Annotated in this window: 17 protein-coding genes; 7 read left to right on the forward strand and 10 right to left on the reverse strand. The window is 64.1% G+C overall.

Translation table 11 applies throughout. The annotated features are described in order from the left end of the window. Complete coding sequence (gene cydB, locus NED98_RS00365) at positions 1–1005, forward strand: cytochrome d ubiquinol oxidase subunit II (RefSeq protein ID WP_265311398.1); 1005 nt, start codon at positions 1–3, stop codon at positions 1003–1005. Then, positions 1005–1121: a DUF2474 domain-containing protein gene (locus tag NED98_RS00370; RefSeq protein ID WP_265311399.1), complete on the forward strand. Its 117-nt coding sequence runs from the start codon at positions 1005–1007 to the stop codon at positions 1119–1121. Before cydB ends, NED98_RS00370 begins: the two co-directional genes overlap by 1 nt. Before the next feature lie 37 nt (positions 1122–1158). Here the strand turns inward: NED98_RS00370 and NED98_RS00375 are convergent, their stop codons facing one another. From NED98_RS00375 to NED98_RS00390, 4 genes are all read right to left on the reverse strand, one after another. Continuing rightward, positions 1159–1521, reverse strand: coding sequence for a response regulator (locus tag NED98_RS00375; protein ID WP_265311400.1), 363 nt, complete (start codon positions 1519–1521; stop codon positions 1159–1161). After that, positions 1518–4130, reverse strand: coding sequence for a GAF domain-containing hybrid sensor histidine kinase/response regulator (locus NED98_RS00380; protein ID WP_265311401.1), 2613 nt, complete (start codon positions 4128–4130; stop codon positions 1518–1520). The genes NED98_RS00375 and NED98_RS00380 overlap by 4 nt, the downstream gene beginning before the upstream one ends. Next, positions 4130–5623: an ATPase domain-containing protein gene (locus NED98_RS00385; protein ID WP_265311402.1), complete on the reverse strand. Its 1494-nt coding sequence runs from the start codon at positions 5621–5623 to the stop codon at positions 4130–4132. Before NED98_RS00385 ends, NED98_RS00380 begins: the two co-directional genes overlap by 1 nt. A gap of 162 nt (positions 5624–5785) precedes the next feature. Next, the gene (locus NED98_RS00390; RefSeq protein ID WP_265311403.1) at positions 5786–5995 is read right to left on the reverse strand and encodes a hypothetical protein; all 210 of its coding nucleotides are present in this window, start codon (positions 5993–5995) and stop codon (positions 5786–5788) included. Positions 5996–6151: 156 nt separating this feature from the next. Between NED98_RS00390 and NED98_RS00395 the strand changes: the two genes are divergently transcribed. Next, on the forward strand, positions 6152–6874 hold the full coding sequence (locus NED98_RS00395; RefSeq protein WP_265311404.1) for a Crp/Fnr family transcriptional regulator: 723 nt from the start codon (positions 6152–6154) through the stop codon (positions 6872–6874). A gap of 21 nt (positions 6875–6895) precedes the next feature. Here NED98_RS00395 and NED98_RS00400 read toward each other — a convergent pair whose 3' ends face one another. Next, the gene (locus NED98_RS00400) at positions 6896–7630 is read right to left on the reverse strand and encodes a Crp/Fnr family transcriptional regulator (protein ID WP_265311405.1); all 735 of its coding nucleotides are present in this window, start codon (positions 7628–7630) and stop codon (positions 6896–6898) included. A 731-nt stretch (positions 7631–8361) separates the two neighbouring features. Between NED98_RS00400 and NED98_RS00405 the strand changes: the two genes are divergently transcribed. From NED98_RS00405 to NED98_RS00420, 4 genes are all read left to right on the forward strand, one after another. Continuing rightward, positions 8362–10002, forward strand: a complete 1641-nt coding sequence (locus NED98_RS00405) for an OFA family MFS transporter (protein WP_265311406.1) — start codon at positions 8362–8364, stop codon at positions 10000–10002. Positions 10003–10135: 133 nt separating this feature from the next. Beyond that, positions 10136–10699, forward strand: a complete 564-nt coding sequence (locus NED98_RS00410) for an HdeD family acid-resistance protein (RefSeq protein WP_265311407.1) — start codon at positions 10136–10138, stop codon at positions 10697–10699. Positions 10700–10733: 34 nt separating this feature from the next. Further along, positions 10734–10943, forward strand: a complete 210-nt coding sequence (locus tag NED98_RS00415) for a hypothetical protein (RefSeq protein ID WP_265311408.1) — start codon at positions 10734–10736, stop codon at positions 10941–10943. Positions 10944–11017: 74 nt separating this feature from the next. Continuing rightward, positions 11018–11914 (forward strand): bestrophin family protein, encoded by an 897-nt coding sequence (locus NED98_RS00420; RefSeq protein ID WP_265311409.1) that lies wholly within the window; start codon positions 11018–11020, stop codon positions 11912–11914. A gap of 91 nt (positions 11915–12005) precedes the next feature. Here the strand turns inward: NED98_RS00420 and NED98_RS00425 are convergent, their stop codons facing one another. From NED98_RS00425 to NED98_RS00445, 5 genes are all read right to left on the reverse strand, one after another. Continuing rightward, complete coding sequence (locus NED98_RS00425) at positions 12006–12236, reverse strand: DUF2171 domain-containing protein (RefSeq protein ID WP_265311410.1); 231 nt, start codon at positions 12234–12236, stop codon at positions 12006–12008. A 327-nt stretch (positions 12237–12563) separates the two neighbouring features. Then, complete coding sequence (locus NED98_RS00430; RefSeq protein ID WP_265311411.1) at positions 12564–13352, reverse strand: TauD/TfdA dioxygenase family protein; 789 nt, start codon at positions 13350–13352, stop codon at positions 12564–12566. Then, positions 13349–15307, reverse strand: coding sequence for a RiPP maturation radical SAM C-methyltransferase (locus NED98_RS00435; protein ID WP_265311930.1), 1959 nt, complete (start codon positions 15305–15307; stop codon positions 13349–13351). Before NED98_RS00435 ends, NED98_RS00430 begins: the two co-directional genes overlap by 4 nt. Beyond that, on the reverse strand, positions 15304–16758 hold the full coding sequence (locus NED98_RS00440) for a DUF6895 family protein (RefSeq protein ID WP_432423283.1): 1455 nt from the start codon (positions 16756–16758) through the stop codon (positions 15304–15306). Before NED98_RS00440 ends, NED98_RS00435 begins: the two co-directional genes overlap by 4 nt. Before the next feature lie 150 nt (positions 16759–16908). Continuing rightward, positions 16909–17169: a hypothetical protein gene (locus NED98_RS00445; protein ID WP_179513980.1), complete on the reverse strand. Its 261-nt coding sequence runs from the start codon at positions 17167–17169 to the stop codon at positions 16909–16911. Positions 17170–17187: the final 18 nt, after the last annotated feature.

The following is a 17187-nucleotide window of genomic DNA, read 5'->3' on the forward strand; positions in this document are numbered from 1 at the left end:
ATGGCGCACGTCGACCTCACGATCGTCTGGGCAAGCATCGTCGGCTTTGCCGTCTTCGCTTATGTCGTGATGGACGGATTCGATCTCGGGATCGGCATATTGTTTCCGATTTTCTCGGTCGGCGAGGAACGCGACCAGGCGATGAACTCGATCGCGCCGGTGTGGGACGGGAACGAGACCTGGCTGGTGCTGGGCGGCGGCGGGCTCTTTGCCGCCTTCCCGCTCGCTTATGCGATCATTCTGCCGGCGACCTATCCGCTGATGATCGCGATGCTGCTCGGGCTGGTCTTCCGCGGCGTGGCGTTCGAATTCCGCTGGCGTGATCCGCGCCACCGCCCGTTCTGGGACATCGCCTTTTCGCTCGGCTCGGTCACCGCGGCATTCGCCCAAGGGGTGACGCTCGGCGCGATCCTCCAGGGCATCGAGGTCCGCGGCGACGCTTATGCCGGCGGCTGGCTCGACTGGCTGAGCCCGTTCAGCCTGCTCACCGGCGTCGCGGTCGTTTTCGGTTACGCGCTGCTTGGCGCGACCTGGCTGATCTGGAAGACCGAATTGCGGTGCCAGCAGCGTGCGCGGCATCTAGCGCTCCCCGTGGGCGTGGCGACCTTGATCGCGCTGGCGGCGGTAAGCGCGGCGACGCCGTTCCTCCAATATGATTATTGGCATCGCTGGTTCGCATTGCCCGGCGTGCTCCTCACCGCGCAGGTTCCGTTGCTGGTGGCGATCTGTGCCGGCACCTTCTTCTGGAGTTTGAGACGCGGCGCCGAGCGCCTGCCGTTCTTCATGGCGCTGGCATTGTTCCTGCTGGGGTTTGTCGGGCTGGGGATCAGCATGTTCCCCTATGTCGTCCCGCGCGCCGTCACGATCTGGGATGCCGCCGCGCCCCCGCAGAGCCAGTCCTTCATGCTGGTCGGCTCAGTCATCATCATCCCGATCATTCTCGCTTACACCGGCTGGGCCTATTGGGTGTTTCGCGGCAAGGCCGGGACCGAGGGCTATCATTGATGGCCGAACAAGCGCCTTTGTCGAAGCGGCTCGCGTGGATGGCCGCGATCTGGTGCGGCAGCGTCCTCGCGCTGGGGGCGGTCGCCGGCCTCATCCGCCTCGTGCTCAAGCCCTAGCCAGGAAGGCGATAAGGGCCGGTAACGGAAATCCCCCTCAACCGGTATCGGCAAGGCAATGTTCGAGCGCCGCCCTCACGTGATGGGGACGGAACGGCTTGTTCAACGTGCCGCCGGCCCCCGGCAGCAGACTGCCGTCGTCATACCCGCTCGCCAGGACGAAGGGGATCCGCCTGGCCTGCAGCAGCGCGGCGACGGAATGGCTGGTCCGGCCCTCGACATTGAGATCGAGGATCGCGGCATCGATCGCTTCGCTGCGCGCCAATCGCTCCGCTTCGGGGATATCGAAGGCGGGGCCGACGATCACGCAACGAAGGTCGGCAAGGATATCCTCGAGCAGCATCGCGATGAGCGGTTCGTCGTCGACGATCAGGATCCGCTTGCCGTCGAGGGCGCTCACGAGACGCGCTCGACCTTGGGCTTGATCAGGCGGCGGACCAGCGCGCCCAACGCATCCATCGAATAAGGCTTGCGCAGCAGCTCGACATCGCCCGCCCCTTCGTCGGCGAGGACGTCGCTGTAGCCGCTGGTCAGAATCACCGGCAGGTCGGGATAGCTTCGCGCGAGCGTCCGGGCCAGTTCGACGCCGCTCATCCCGCCCGGCATCACGACATCGGTCAGCACCAGATCGAACGGCTCGTCTGCTTCCTCCAAAAGATGCAGCGCCTCGTGCGCGTCCGGCGCGAGCACGGTCTGATAGCCAAGATCGGACAGCAGCTGCGAGGCATGCTCGCCGACGTCCTCATTATCCTCCACAACGAGAATCCGGCCGCGCCCGCCCCCTTCGACGCTTTCCACTTCGGGCGCCGGCTCGACCGCCAGGTCCGTTTTGGAAGCGCGAGGCAGATAGAGCGTGAAAGTAGCGCCGTGACCCGGCGTGCTTTCTACCCGAACGTCGCCGCCGGATTGTTTGGCAAAGCCATATACCTGGCTGAGGCCAAGCCCGGTCCCCTTGCCGATCGCCTTGGTGGTGTAGAACGGTTCGAAGATCCGCGCGATCTGATCCTGGGCGAGGCCGACCCCGCTGTCCATTATGCTGACCATGATGAACTCGCCCGGCAGCGCCGCCTGCCCGGATGTCGCCGGAATCTGCCGACATGCGTCGACCGTCAGGGTGATCGTGCCCTCGCCGCCCATCGCATCGCGCGCATTGACCGCCATGTTGACGAGCGCGGTTTCGAACTGAATGACGTCGGCCTTCACGGGCGCAGGCGAGAGCTTCAGATCGGTGCCGATCCGGATCCGTGACCCCACCACGCTGGCGAGCATTTCGACGATGCGGCCGACTTTGTCCGCCGCGTCGAACACGGTCTCGCGCAACGGCTGACGCCGGGCAAAGGCGAGCAGCTGGGAGGTGAGCTTTGCCGCCCGATCGGCCGTCTCGGCGATCGCGTTGATATAGCGGGACCGGCGCTCCTCGCTCATGTCCGGCCGGCGCAACGCATCGACCCCGGACATGATCACCGTCAGCAGGTTGTTGAAATCGTGCGCGACGCCCCCGGTGAGCTGCCCGATCGCTTCCATCTTCTGCGATTGTCTCAGCGCTTCTTCGACGCGCTCGCGCTCCGCCGCCTCTTCTTCGAGCTGGGTGAGCGCGCGTTGCAGGTCGATCGTGCGCTCCGCGACCCGCGCTTCGAGCGCGGCCTCGACCTCTCGCTGCTCGGTGATGTCGGCATGCGTGCCGCACCAGCGGAAGACCTGCCCCGTCTCGTCCCTGATCGGCACGATCCGGCAGAGAAATTGGCGATAGACCCCGTCGTGCCGCCGCATCGGAAAGATCATCTCGAACCGTTCGCTGGTTTGCAGCGCATGGCGCCAGCGCCTGCGCACCTCCGGCAGAACCAGCGGATCGTGCGCGGACTCCCAGCCGAAATCGCCTCCCTCGCGCGCGCCGGTGAATTCGTACCACCGCAAATTGTACCAGAAGATCGTGCCGTCGCCGTAGGCGAGCCAGCACAGCGACGAAATGTTGTTCGCCAGCGTCAGGAACTCGTCGCGCTGGCGCTGCAACTCCGCTTCGGCGCGCCGCCGCTCCTCGAGCTCGCGCTGCTCGGCGATGAACAGGCGAACATTGTCGATCGACGTTGCGGCCTGGCCGGCGACGCCCGCCATCAGTTGCTCGGCCGATTCTCCGAAAACATCGGGTTCGGAGTGGCCGAGGAACAGGCCCCCAAGCACTTCCCCGCTGCGCGAGACGACGGGAACCGCCAGATAGCTGCGAACCGGCAGGTGCCCCTCGAGCATCCCCGAATAAGGCGCATTCCGCCCGTAGCGGGGATCGCGGGTGATGTCGTCCGAGCGCACGATCCCCTCGCCGGAGAAGGTTGGCGCGAACACCGCGGTGTTGCGCGGCATCGGGAAGGAGTCGAACCGGCTCCGCGGCGCGCCGGACAAGGTGTAAAGCGTGTAGGATTCGCCCTTCTCGTCGACGAGATTGTAGAAGAACGCGCCGAATTCGGCGCCGGTCAGCGCGACGCCCGCGTCGGTCGCCGCCTGCACCACGCGTTCGAGATCGAGCTCGGCACTCAGCGTCGCGCCGAGCTGGTTGAGAATGCCGAGAGTCCGGGTTTCCTCGGCGAGCGCGCGGCGCATGCGCAGTTGCTCGGCGAGATGCTCGCCCGCCTGGAATTGCCGCATCCGCGCGCGGCGCGCCGAGCCGACGGCGGAGATCAGCGTGGTCTGATTGACCGGCCGCTCGAGCACCGTCACGTTGCCGAGAAGCGCGACCATGCGGCGGTCGATCACGCCGCCGCGATGCGACAGCAGCACGAACGGAAAATCCGACCAGCTCGGCTGGCCCTTGATCCATTCGTCGACGCGCGCGAAGTCGGCGCCGAGCAGGCCCTCCTGCGCAATGACCGCGCCGGCGGCTTCATCGAGCCCGCGCAGCAGATCATCGATTCCCTCGCACGCCCGGCTCGCGATCCCCGCATCGCCGAGCAGCCGCTGGATGACCGGGCCATCGCGTCCGACCGGGGCCCAGATCAGGACGGGCGGCGCAGCGATCATCAAGGCGCCTCGTTGAGGAGATCCGCTTCCGCGCCGGTATAGGTCGGCACGCCGGTCAGGACGCCCTGGAATTCGGTCAACGCGTGGCCGACCGAAACCCCGTGGGCGCTGATCCGATATTCACGGATCGTTTCCTCGTGATGGCCGGTGCGCTTCTTCAGCACCGAGAGCGCCCGCCTGAGCTTGCCGCCCGCTTCGAAGAAGCGGAGCATGATCACGGCGTCGCTGAGATAGGTGAGGTCGACCGGGCTCGCCATCTGTCCGACCATGCCGTGCTGGGCGAGAACCAGGATCGTCACGATCCCCTGCTGGTTCAGGTAGGAGAGCATTTCGTGCATCTGCAGCATCATGAAATGCTCTTCGGGCATCGCGTTCAGATAGCCGCTCAGGCTGTCGAGGACGACGATCCGCGCGCCATGCCCCTCCACGGCGTCGCGCACGCGGGCGGTAAGCTCGCCCGGCGTCAGCTCCGCCGGATCGATCTGCTTCAGCTGGAGCAATCCCTGGTCGACGAAGGGCCGAAGTTCGAAGCCCATGCCCGCCGCGCGCCGCAGGAACACGCTGCGTATCTCGTCGAACACCAGGGCGAGCGCCGGCTCGCCGCGTTTGAGCGCGGCATAGACGAATTGAAGCGCGAGCGACGATTTCCCCGAGCCCGACGGGCCGATGATCAACGTGCTGGTGCCGCGATCCAGCCCTCCGCCGACGAGCGAATCGAGCTCAGGCACATCGCTTCCGATCACCCCGGCCGCATAATCGACATGATGGTCGGCGGCGACGAGCCGAGGATAGACGTGAACGCCGCCGCGCTCGATCGTGAAGTCATGATAGCCGCCACGAAATTTGACACCGCGCATCTTGATGCAGCGCAGCCGCCGCCGCTCGGCGCCGTAGAGCGCGACGACCTGTTCGAGGCGCAGCACCCCGTGGCTGATGCTGTGCAGGTTGAGGTCATCCTGCTCCGAGGTCAGATCGTCGAGCATCAGCACGGTGCACCCCAGCTTCAGGAAGAAATGCTTGAGCGCGAGGACCTGACGCCGATAGCGCAACGAGCCTTGCGAGAGCAGCCGGATCTCGGAAAGGCTGTCGAACACGAGCCGCTTGGGCTTGACCCGCTCCACCTCGGCCATGACCATCTGGACCGTTTCGCCGAGTTCGAGCTCCGAGGAATAGAGCACCGTCTGCTGGGCCTTGGGATCGAGCGAAAGTTCGGGCGGCATCAGTTCGAAAAGCTCGATGCCGTCGAAGGTCCAGCCGTGGCTGGCGGCCACCGCATAAAGCTCGGCCGCCGTCTCCGAGAGGGTGATATAGAGGCCAAGCTCCCCCTGCTTTGCGCCGTCCATCAGGAACTGGAGCGCCATGCTCGTCTTGCCCGATCCAGGCTGCCCTTCGATCAGATGGATGCGGTTTTCCGCATAGCCGCCGCTGAGAATCGGATCCAGGCCCGGGACGCCCGTCGGAATCAGGGCCGTGGGGCGATACGCCAGTTCCATAGGTGCGTCCCTCAATGAACAAGGGCGCGCTATAATCGGCTACGCTCGCGCGTTGTGTTTGATACCGAACAGAAGCGCGCGATTGAGTCCGCTATGCTGATAGGATGCCGCGGTTTTCTGCTATCGTTTTGGGGGACCTCGGCTTCGCGGCCCCGATGCCTGCTAATCATTGGACGCAGCACCACCTTCGAGAGGTTGAACCGGCACGCCTCCTGCTTGCTCGATCGCCAGCTCCGCGGCCGCGACCAGCCGCCGCGCCGTCTCGGTCGCTGCGCTGGGCCGCAACGCAATGGCGACGCGCGGCCCGGTCATGACCACCTCGCCGTTGAGCACGTCGACCTTGAGAGGCTGCTCTTCCGCATTGAGCGTCATGCGTTCCGTCTCCGCTGCCGGTCCGTGATTGCCATCGCCTAAAAGCGCCCGCAGGCTGCCGGGTTCCAGCGGCCGCAAAATCGAACGGGTCGAGAGCCGGGACCTGATCTCTCTTCAGTTACGTTCCGGAGCGGCGCCGGGTGCTTGCGGAGGAAAATGACCTTCAATCCAAAAAACGAGATCCTGGCGGAGATCGAGCCGGCGGTCGCGATGAAATTCTCGCCGTATCTCGAAAGCGTCGAACTCGTGCGCGGTGACGTTCTCCAGGAGACCGGTGAGGAAGTGATCTGGGTCTGGTTTCCGGACAATGCGCTGATCTGCATGGCCTCCGAAAGCATCGAGGGGGAAAGCGTCAGCGGCGGCATGGTGGGGCGCAACGGTGCCTTCGGCGCCTTCGAGGCCTGCGGCAGCCGGCTGAGCTACGCCAGGGCGCTCGTCCAGATCGGCGGCGCCGCCTGGCGCATCCGGGCCTCGCATTATCGCGCGCTGTTCGATCACTCGCCCAATCTCCGCGTGGCGATCCACAAGCACGTCGAAGCGCTGCTGATCGAGGCCCGGCAACTCGTCGCCTGCACCGCGATCCATCGCGTGGAAAACCGCTTGTGCCGGGTATTGCTCGACGCATCGGCACGCAGCCACCAGGGCAGTCATTTGACGCTGACGCAGGAGGAGCTTGCCAACATCCTGGGCGTGCAACGATCGACGATCGCGGTCACCTCGTCCGCGCTCCAGCGCGGGGGACTCATCCGCAGCCGTCGCGGGGGCGTCGACATCATCGATTTCGACCGTCTCGAAGCTGCAGCCTGCTCGTGCCGCCGGACGATCGCTTATGCCCGGCAGGAGATCGATCGCGCGCCGGACGACGTCTGCGACGGGTGACCGCCGACGGCCGGCTGGCCGCTATCCGGACGCCGACCGCTGGCGATCCGGCGTGGTCCAGATTTCGTCCTTCGCCAATGCGAGGCTCACCCGACAATCGCAGGCGACCTGCTCCAGCCGCGCCACGTCGAGCACCTCGATCGCGCCCCGGCTGCTGCGGATCAGGCCGCGCCGCTGCAGCTTGGCGATGCAACCGGACACCGACGTGCGCTGCGCGCCGAGCATCTGGGCGAGTGCTTCCTGCGTGAGCGGCAAGACCCGATCGAGGCAGCTGCGGTCCAGCGCGTCGAGGATCGAACGGCTCAGCCGGCCCTCGATCGGGTGCAGCGCGTTGCACGCCATCAGTTGACGAGCCTCGGTCACCAGCATCTCGAGATGCTGCTCGACCGCCGCCTGGAGCGCGGGGGAGGAATGCACCATCTCGCGATACCGCCCGACCCCCACGCGCAGCGCCGTGCCGGGAATCTGCACCTCGCCGCGCGAGCGGAAGCGGCCGCTGCCGAACGCTTCTAGCACGCCGACGGCGCCGTTGCACCCGATCATCCCGGTCTGGACGCTCTCGCCGGCGATCGTCTGGGTCAACACCGCGACCAGCCCGGTCAGCGGGAAATAGACCCATTCCACCATCTGGCCGTCGCTGTGGATCACATCGGCGCGGCGCAGGTCGACGCGCTGGAAATAAGGGAGAAAGCGCGCGCGCACGGTGGGTTCGAGTTCCGCCAGCAGCGCATTCGATTCAACATTGGCGTCCGCCATATTTGCCTCCTCGCCGCGAGAGGTCGCAGCGAACGAGGCACGCGCTTTCAGGCGCCAAAGATCATCCGCAACCAGTCATCGCAGCCAAACACAAGTTGACTAACGTCTTTCGATCATAACACCAACGGAACCATCGGGTTCCAAGAAGACTAATTCTCGACCCGCTTTCAGTAGCCGTTCATCTTATAGCAATGCAATCAGTTGAAACGGACGACATGACGCCTATATCAAAAAGGTTTCACGAGTTAACTTGATTTTATTTTGATCGTTTCTTTATCATAACGAACCCACATACGGCCTGCGCAGTTTACAACCACCTTGATTATCGGCGGTGTTGTCGACGGACTCGAGATGGGTCTTCGGGCAGGACAATTTGTCGGAGGCCGCGCGGACATCCTGTCCGTTTGAGGCGCGCTTGGCGCCGCAACATATTGAATCCACATCTATCTTCACTTGGCACGTGGCTTGCTCCCGCCGACTGGCAGGCAGTGCCGGGCGGCGGGATAGGGGGGAATGGATTTCTGACGGATGATCGAGGGCAGCGAGAACCCCCAGCCCCCTGCCCAAGATCGAGCCAGCCGGGCCGGACCCCATCCTCCCGACGATCCGGCCCGGCTGGCGCATGATGTGATCGGCGCGCTCTGGAGCGGATCATCCATGCCCGCGATCTGCGTGCGCGGAGAAAATATGGTGCCGCAATTGCGAGGAAGACCATGAATCTCGAGCGACCAATGGCATCGACGCGCGTGACAACGGGGCTGCCTTCCCCCGGCCTGCTCGATCGGGAAAATATCGTCGCACGCCCCGGCTATAATCGCTGGCTGGTCCCGCCGTGCGCGCTGGCGATCCATCTTTGCATCGGCATGGCCTATGGCTTCAGCGTCTTCTGGCTCCCGCTCTCCCGCGCGATCGGCATCAGCGATCCGGTCGTCTGCAAGGATATGATGCCGATCCAGGCGCTGACGAGTACGAGCTGCGACTGGCGGGTGAGCGATCTCGTCTGGACCTATTCGATCTTCTTCGTCGTGCTGGGAACCGCAGCCGCGCTGTGGGGCGGCTGGCTCGAACGCGTCGGCCCCCGCCGGGCGGGGGTGGTCGCGGCATGCTGCTGGTGCGGGGGCATCGCGCTCGGCGCGCTCGGCGTCTCGCTCCACCAGCTCTGGATATTATGGCTCGGCACCGGACTGCTCGGCGGAATCGGGCTCGGCATCGGTTATATCACCCCGGTTTCGACGCTGATCAAATGGTTCCCCGATCGCCGCGGCATGGCGACCGGGATGGCGATCATGGGCTTCGGCGGCGGCGCGATGATCGGCAGCCCGCTCGCCGACCTGCTGATGCGGCATTTCGCCTCGGCAAGCGATGTCGGGGTATGGCAGTGCTTCCTCGTGCTCGCGCTCGTCTACGCCGTCTTCATGCTGGTCGGCGCCTTCGGGTTTCGCGTTCCGCCCGAACATTGGGCGCCCGCCGGCTGGGAGGGGCCGGGAGAGGAGCGCGCAGCGATCAGCCGGCACAATGTGCATTTGCGCGACGCGCACAAGACGCCGCAATTCTGGCTGATCTGGGGCGTGCTCCTGCTCAACGTATCGGCCTCGATCGGGATCATTGGCGTCGCATCGCCGATGCTCCAGGAGGTGTTCGGTGGCCGGCTGATCGATAAGCCGGCAACGCTGTTCACCGCCTTCTCGCCGGCCGACAAGATCGCCGCTGCCGCGGTGGGCGCGGGGTTCGTCGGCATCATCAGCCTTTTCAACATCGGCGGCCGGTTCTTATGGGCGACGTCATCGGACCGGCTCGGGCGGCAGCTCACCTTCGGGGTGATGACCGCATTCGGCGCGCTGCTCTACGGCTTCGTCGCCCCGGCGCTGATCGGCGGGTCGATCGGCCTGTTCATCCTTACCTTCTGCATTTGCGCCTCGATGTATGGCGGCGGCTTCTCGACCGTCCCGGCCTATCTCGCCGATCTCTTCGGAACCAGGTTCGTCGGCGCGATCCACGGTCGGATCCTCACCGCCTGGTCGACGGCCGGCGTGCTGGGCCCGTTCATCGTCACCACGATCCGCGACAGCCGGATCGCGGCCGGCGTGCCGCGCGATCAGGTCTATCAGCCCATCTATTGGACGCTCGCCGCGCTTCTGGTGGTGGCGTTCATCCTCAACCTGCTCATCCGGCCGGTCGATGCGCGCTTCCATATGCCCGAGGATGCGCCACCGACCGCCTCGGGCGCGACAGCCCCCGCGGCGGCACGGCCGCAGATCGCGGCGCAGCGCGATACGGGCGGGATCGCCCTTCTGGCATGGGCCGCGGTGTGCATTCCGATTGCCTGGGGCATTTACGAGACCGCCGCCAAGGCCGCGGTGCTGCTCAAATGAGAAGAGCCGTACGGATCATCCGACTATGATGACCGGTAACCGCCGACCGCGACAAGCGACCGTCCCGGCGCAACTTCACGCGCCCGCTCCCGTTCGACAATGACAAAACTCGCCATCAACAGGGAGAGTTGGAATGAATGACGATAAGCTCGCCAATCTTTGGAGCGTGACGCATCCCGTATCCGGCAAATGGGGCTGGATATTGATCTATGGGCTTCTCCTGATCGCATTCGGCATATTCGCGTTGCTCAACCCGCTTTCGACCGGCCTCGCCGCGGGGCTGGTCTTCGGGGTCGCGCTCGTCGCTTATGGCGTGTTCGCGATCGCGGCCGGGATATCGGCGCTCACCACCGGCGCCAAGGTGCTGGAGATCCTGCTTGGCGTAATCGCCATTCTGGCGGGTCTCTTTTCACTGTTCGATCCGTTGCAGGGCGCTGCATCGCTCGCCTGGGCGATGGGGTTCTGGCTGGTCGTGTCGGGTATCTCGCAGCTTGGCTACGGAATCACCGGCGCATATCACAAGGCCTGGCGGGTCCTGCTAGGTGTCCTGGATATCGCGCTCGGCGCCTATCTCGTCTTCAGCGGCCCCGTGTCCGGGCTTGTCTTCGTTGCCGCGATCGTGGGGTTCAGCTTCCTCTTCCGCGGCCTATTCCTCACGACCCTTGCGTTCGCCCTCAGGCGGCAACCCGCGGCCTAGCGCCAGACGAAAGACGAAGAAGGAGCAAAAAGCAATGTCCGAAGATCATGGCAAAGGCTCGTTTGGACGGCAGGAAGAGGGCCGGCTCAAGCTCAATCACGAGATCCGCAACCAGTGGCTCGACAAGGACGAGACGCTGAACGCGCTCTGGCATAAATCGGGGATGACGCGCGACGCGTTCATCGAGCACAAGATACAGCAGATCGACAAGATCATCGCCGAGCGCTCGGGCAACACTGGCTGAAATGCCGTGCCCGCCTCACCCGCTACCGGGCGACAGGGGCACGCCTATCATCTCGTTCAGGGGCCTAAGCGCATATGATCGTACGATCGCAACCGAGTTTCAGAGACATTGCGATCGCCGTCAACGGATCGATCCTGCCGCGCATCACGCGGCGGCTGTGCGTCATCGCATGCGTCAGCGTCGTGGCGATTATCGCGGCGCAGGCCCATCCGGGCATCTTCGCCCGCATTTCCGCGATTCCCTTCACCTTGATCGGCATTGCGCTTTCGGTTTTCATGAGCTTCCGCAACAACGCCTGCTATGCGCGCTGGTGGGAAGGCCGCCAGCTGTGGGGCGAATTGATCGTATCCGGCCGCTCGCTCGCGCGGGTCGTTTCGCAACTCGACGAGCCGGATCGCGTGGCCTTCCTGCGCGGCGTCTGCGCGTTCGCCTCGGGCCTCGTCGCAAAGCTTCGCGGCGCGGACGACGTGGCGGCGATCAAGCTGTGGGTGGATATCGGCCAAGGCGCGAAAGGCCCCAATCCAGTCAATGCGGTGCTGGACCAAATGGGCCAGCGCGCGCTCGGCCTGATGCGCGACGGCACGGTCAATCCGATCCATTATTCGGTGATCGACGCCGAGATCGGCAAGTTCGCGAAAATCCAGGGTGCGTGCGAGCGGATCGCAACCACGCCGGTTCCCTTCGCTTATTCGTTGCTGCTGCAGCGCACCGCCCTGGTCTTCTGCGTGATCCTGCCGTTCGCGCTGGCGGGATCGCTCGACTGGTGGACGCTGCTCCCGGTGCTGCTCGTCGCTTATACCTTCTTCGGCCTCGACGCGCTCGGCCACGAGCTCGAAGATCCGTTCGGCATGGATCCCAATTGCCTGCCGCTCTACGCTTTGCGGCGGACGGTCGAGCGGGAGATGCTCTCGCTGCTCGGCTGCGAGGAGCTGCCGGCGCCCCAGGAACCGCGCGACGGCATATTGCGATAGCCGGCCAAGCATTGAGCGCTTGAGGACGGCGAATATCGAACCGGGCCGAAACCCTCTATTCCTGTCCGATCAGACGGCGCCAAGAAAAGGGTCAGTCGAAAGCCGGGCGACCCGATTTTTCTTCCTCGAACGTGATCGCCACATTCGCATTGGCCGACAGGCGGACGGTGTTGCCCTCGACCGCGGCGACGAGGCCGACATCGATATAGTGATGGTGACCGGCATGGCTTCCGGCGCTGTCGTGTTTCGCGAGCTTGATCCGCTTGCCTTCGAAACGATCGACGGTGCCAACATACACACCATCCGCGCCGATCACTTCCATCCCTTCGTTGATACCGCGATCCATAAAATCTCTCCCCTTGGCTGGCTGCTTCGCAAATTCGCAAACGCAACTCTCATGCCAAGTACGGTTCTCTTTATTGTCAGCCAGTTACGATAGGATTCGGCCCGGCGACACGACAGCTTGTCGGGCGAGACTCGGTCATTCTGTCCGGCTGACTGAAGCGGCGAGTTATGACGGGCGACCGCGCGAATGAGCCAGCCCATCACCGTGCCGCCGGCTTCATCCGAAGCCCGTCGGGGAGGAATCACCCTACCAATTCGATCGAACGGACCGTAGCGCGAGTCCACACCGCCACCACAGGCCACCCTAGGCAATGGTCACGCGATCCATCACTCGGCGTTGCGGGAAATAGTCGCTCGTCGCATAATGCTGCATCGAGCGATTGTCCCAGACGGCGACTGTCCCCGGATGCCAGCGCAGCCGGCATTGCACTTCCGGAATACGGATCTGATCGAGAAGATATCCGAGAAGCGTGGCACCGTCCTTCTCGTCCAATCCGTCGAAACCTGTCGTATAGGCCTCATTCACGAAAAGAATCTCCTCACCTGTTGCCGGGTGCACCTTCATCACCGGATGCCGGGTCGGTGGGGCTGCCGCGCGAAGCTCGGCGGCGCAGGTTGCCGGCGCGCATTTGGCGATATCGTGCACCGCCTCGAGCCCGCGAAGCACAGTCTGAACCGCCTCCGGCAAACGGCGCCAGACTATTCTCATATCAGCGAATAACGTGTCACCGCCGGCGGTCGGCAATTCGATCGCACAAAGAACCGCCGCGCGCGGCGGCGCCGGGCTGAAACTATGATCGACATGCCATATGTTCTCGGTCGGCGGCCGGGTCTCATCATGGACGATCTCTACCACGTCCGGGTCCGCGATCAGGCCCAGCGGCGAGCGCACTATATCACCGAAAATGCGCGCGAAATCAGCCTGATGCCTGCGGGTCATGGCATTCTGGTCGCGGAATATTAGTACACCATGCCTGTGCAGCGCCTGTCGCAACGGTCGCGCCACCCGGTCACCGATCGGCGCTGCGAGATCGATTCCCTCGATCTCGACCCCCACGGCGGCCGTTATCGGCTGGATCGAAAATGCCGTCATGAGCAACTCATGCCGTGACCGTTCGGGACCAGCTCCCGGATTACGCCCCGGTCTGTCAATATTGCACCGACCGCCGCCGAATGCCCGCCCTGTGCCGTGGTATTGCTATCGACCCAGGCCCGAAGGTCGGTCTCGCTATGCGCCTCCGCATAAGCGACAGTTGCGACGAGATGGTCGTCGGAACGAAGTAGCGCTTGCGCCTCGATCAAGCGGACGATTGCCGCGTCGAGCTCGGCATCCGAGGCCATCGCGTGGAGCCTGCGACTGAGTTGTTCGGTGCTGGTCACGCCATCGGCGAGCACGAAGACGAGCGCATCGAGATCACGCAGCACCGTTCGCGACCGTCCATCGGCATCAGCCTTGAGCAATTCGACAAACGACCGCCCCAGCCGCGCCCGACGCTCGATCGGGCCGCGCTTCCACTCTTCCATCAGCGCGTCGATTTCGGCGATCTCCTTCTCGAACTCGTCGAGATGCGATTCGTCATGATCGAAAAAATAGGCGAAACATTCCGCCGCGGCGATATCCGGGGGGATCAGATAGCGATAAAAGTCGGCAGCACGCAGGTCGCGGATGCCAAGGTCTTCAGCGTTATCGAAGAATGGAGAGAAGCGATCGACGCGAACCTTGATGGCCGAGCCGTTTGGCGCCGGGAGATGCACGATCTGGCGAATGTTCTTTATGATTTCACTATAGTCATGCCCGGTCTCGCCGGGGAATCCAACCAGCAGATTATAGTCGATTGCGATATCATGCTCCTGCAGCCACTTCAGCGCCTGCACGTTCTGGAGCGCGGTCACCCCTTTGTTCATGAGCCGCAGGACGTGATCGGAAAAGCTCTCAATCCCGGGCTGCACGCGTTTGACACCAGCGCGGCGCAGCGCGGCGACGTCGCGACGCTTGAGATTGGCTTTGATCTCATAGAATAGGTCCAGATCGACATCGAGCCGCTCCAGCTCGCTCAGCAACTCACCATAAGCCTTGAAATCCAATATGTTATCGGCCGCCATAAAATTGGTGAGCCCATGTCGCTCCGCTTGAACGGCGATTTCGGAAATGACGCGCGGCGTGGATTTGCGGCGGAATTGCAAGCCGGCATTATTGAGCCCGCAGAAAGTGCAATGATGCTTCTCGCCCCACCAGCAGCCGCGCGAGGATTCGTACGGGAGATGGCGGACGTGTCGCATCGTCGCGCCTTGTGCTTCCAGCGCTTCGCGCTGCGCGAACCAGGCACCGTAATCGGGGATGGGGATGCGATCGAGATTGTGCGTCAGCCGCGCGGGCGTCCCGCCGCGACGTCCGGCAACGCCGGCGACCGGACGATCGGGCTCGCCTTCGGCAAAGGCGCGGAGCCAAGCCGGAAAGCTTTCGTCCGCCTCGCCGGTGAAGACATGATCGACAAGATCCGGAAAAATCTCCGCATAGGCCTCGCCCATCACGCCATGCACACAGGCGCCCCCGAACAGCACCGTCAGATCCGGTCGAGCCGTCTTCAGCCGCGCCGCAAGCGCAAGGCTCGGCAGCACCTGATTGAACGTGCAACTGAAACCGACGATATCGGGCTGATAGCCGGCGATCGCCTTGGCCGCGAGGTCGAGGAATTCAGGAACGACGCTGTCGCGCAGCACATGCAACGGGTCGGGAGGCTCGCCCGCGACCGGCTCCTCGCCGCCGAACCGGGCGAGATAGGCTTCCGAATCCAGCCTCTCCCGGCCGAACAGATCGACCGCGAAAAAATGCTCACCGAGCGGGAACAATTCGATATTTTCCGCGAAAGCGTCGAACGCCGCGCTGCCCATCCGGGCCGCCAGCTCGAGATTGAGGTGCTGCGCGATACAATCGAATCCCGCCTCACGCGCAATTGCGACAAGCGTGCCGATCGCGAGGCTGGGCCGCGACGTCGATTCCCAGGGCATGCTCACCAGCACGATGAGCGGGCGGCGCGCGCCGGTCATGCCGCCACCTCGCCGGACAACCGCGTGCTGACCGTGATGAGGCAGTTCGCAAGCGCCGAGGTGACGCGGGTGGACAAATCGTCGTTGCCAGCCGCCGCCTCCCGCTCCTTTGCCAGCATGCCGGCGCCGACCCCGCCTCCCGCGAGGAACTGACACGCCAGGAAATCCGCGCCAGCCTGAATTGTCGGGGTGGCTGTTCCTGCAACCGCCGCGCGCCTCAGCGCCTCGGCCAGCCGAGGCAGGTCATAATCCTGCGCCGCCAGAATGATCGCGGCGTCATTGGCCATCGCCTGCACCGTCGCCTCGCCGACTCCCTCTCCCGTCCAATCGCTCGACAGCGCATCGAGATCGCCATCGTGACCGGTCCATTTCATCTCGGCGAGCGCCGCCTGCGCCAGCGCGGAATCGATCCCCAATGCGCACGCCAAATGCCGCGAAGCTTCGGCGATCGCGCGCCCGACCGAGGCGGGTTCTTCAAAAGGATCCGCGCGGGACGGCGCTTCCGGCGGTGCAACGCGCTGGTCGAGCAACGCCAGCGCGACAAGCCCTCCGACCAGCATCGTATGATACATGTTGTGAAACGCATATTGTCGCCGCTCTTCGGCTTCGCCGAACGCGACGAAGGCATCGGCGGACAGGCTCGGCGAGGGCAGGAAGCCCAACGAATCCCACAATCCGCGGCTGCGCCGCCAGGCGACCACGCCATAAGGCGAAAACCGGCGCCGCAAGAACAATTGGGAGAGCAGCAATTCCGCCAACAGATCGAAATCGCCCGCCGCCAGGCACCACGCCACCGCAGCGTCGATCGTCTTCCATAGCGCGTCGCCGTCGAGCGCCGCTGGTGCGGGCCGCGCGCCAAAGTCCGTGGCGTACATCACCGCATGGGTAATGGCATAACCATCATCGCGGCTCATGTAGATCGGATGCGTCGTCCGACACGCGGTCGAGAGGTGGAGCGCTTCCGGTAGCGAGGGGATTTCGGATTGTGCCAAACTCCATATCCAACGGCGATCGAGCAATCGGAACGGTACATGTTCGCTCGATTCCAGATACGGACTCTCCAAGGCCCGATGAACCACCGACACTTCCCGCTCAGTCGCCAGGCCGAACCGCTCCAGGACCAGCAACAAAGCGCCGATCGATGTCGCAAGCCGGGGATGCCGCAAGATGCACGCGATCGCCGGGCCCGAATCGTAGTTTTTGCGAATGGCACGCGCCAGCGACCAGGCCGCATCCTGACAATATTCGGTCCGGGCGACCAGCAAGGCAAACAGCCCCGCTTCCATCATCATCTTGTAGAAACCGCTGACCTGCCCGAGGTCAACCTTCCACATCGGGTGCAGCGGATCGGCGCACTCGACCGTGCGCTGCGCGAAATCGAGGCTCGCGGCCAGACGATCGCGCAGTTCGTCGGTTGTTCCATAGGCGTTCGCGCGCGCACTCGGTTCCATCGTCACATATCCCCTCTCGCTCGCAGGCCGGATCATCGGCGCGAGCCACGCCCTGTCCAAGGCACGCAACCGATCAGGCCGCCTGCCTTGGAACCGGGAATCAGCCTTGCAGGCGAGCGATCCACGCCCGCCGGACAAAGAGCCTGGATGTTATTGTTTCGGCGTGGTGGTGATCGTCCGCAGCTGGTCGGCGACATTGCCCAAAGCGGCGACGTTCGCGACATTGCCCTTGATCACGACACCATAGCCGTCCCACGCGATCACCGAGGTCGCGACGGTCTCGCCCGGCGTCAGCCGGCCGAGCGCCTGATTTGCGGAGAGCATGTCGTTTACACTCTTGTCGAGGTTGACGACGCCGGACTTGTGCAATTGAGTGAGGACATCGTGTACTTGATTGAACTGCGTAGGCATGACTTACCTCCTTTATGT

This window comes from Sphingomonas lycopersici, from assembly GCF_026130605.1.
GTDB lineage: Bacteria > Pseudomonadota > Alphaproteobacteria > Sphingomonadales > Sphingomonadaceae > Sphingomonas > Sphingomonas lycopersici.

Coding starts and splice junctions, on each gene's coding strand:
- NED98_RS00400 (WP_265311405.1), bottom strand. CDS start 7,630: ATGGCGGACGCCAATGTTGAATCGAATGCGCTGCTGGCGGAACTCGAA.
- NED98_RS00385 (WP_265311402.1), bottom strand. CDS start 5,623: ATGGAACTGGCGTATCGCCCCACGGCCCTGATTCCGACGGGCGTCCCG.
- NED98_RS00430 (WP_265311411.1), bottom strand. CDS start 13,352: ATGACGGCATTTTCGATCCAGCCGATAACGGCCGCCGTGGGGGTCGAG.
- NED98_RS00410 (WP_265311407.1), top strand. CDS start 10,136: ATGAATGACGATAAGCTCGCCAATCTTTGGAGCGTGACGCATCCCGTA.
- NED98_RS00370 (WP_265311399.1), top strand. CDS start 1,005: ATGGCCGAACAAGCGCCTTTGTCGAAGCGGCTCGCGTGGATGGCCGCG.
- NED98_RS00445 (WP_179513980.1), bottom strand. CDS start 17,169: ATGCCTACGCAGTTCAATCAAGTACACGATGTCCTCACTCAATTGCAC.
- NED98_RS00380 (WP_265311401.1), bottom strand. CDS start 4,130: ATGATCGCTGCGCCGCCCGTCCTGATCTGGGCCCCGGTCGGACGCGAT.
- NED98_RS00395 (WP_265311404.1), top strand. CDS start 6,152: ATGACCTTCAATCCAAAAAACGAGATCCTGGCGGAGATCGAGCCGGCG.
- NED98_RS00405 (WP_265311406.1), top strand. CDS start 8,362: ATGGCATCGACGCGCGTGACAACGGGGCTGCCTTCCCCCGGCCTGCTC.
- NED98_RS00435 (WP_265311930.1), bottom strand. CDS start 15,307: ATGACCGGCGCGCGCCGCCCGCTCATCGTGCTGGTGAGCATGCCCTGG.
- NED98_RS00415 (WP_265311408.1), top strand. CDS start 10,734: ATGTCCGAAGATCATGGCAAAGGCTCGTTTGGACGGCAGGAAGAGGGC.
- cydB (WP_265311398.1), top strand. CDS start 1: ATGGCGCACGTCGACCTCACGATCGTCTGGGCAAGCATCGTCGGCTTT.
- NED98_RS00425 (WP_265311410.1), bottom strand. CDS start 12,236: ATGGAAGTGATCGGCGCGGATGGTGTGTATGTTGGCACCGTCGATCGT.
- NED98_RS00440 (WP_432423283.1), bottom strand. CDS start 16,758: ATGGAACCGAGTGCGCGCGCGAACGCCTATGGAACAACCGACGAACTG.
- NED98_RS00390 (WP_265311403.1), bottom strand. CDS start 5,995: ATGACGCTCAATGCGGAAGAGCAGCCTCTCAAGGTCGACGTGCTCAAC.
- NED98_RS00420 (WP_265311409.1), top strand. CDS start 11,018: ATGATCGTACGATCGCAACCGAGTTTCAGAGACATTGCGATCGCCGTC.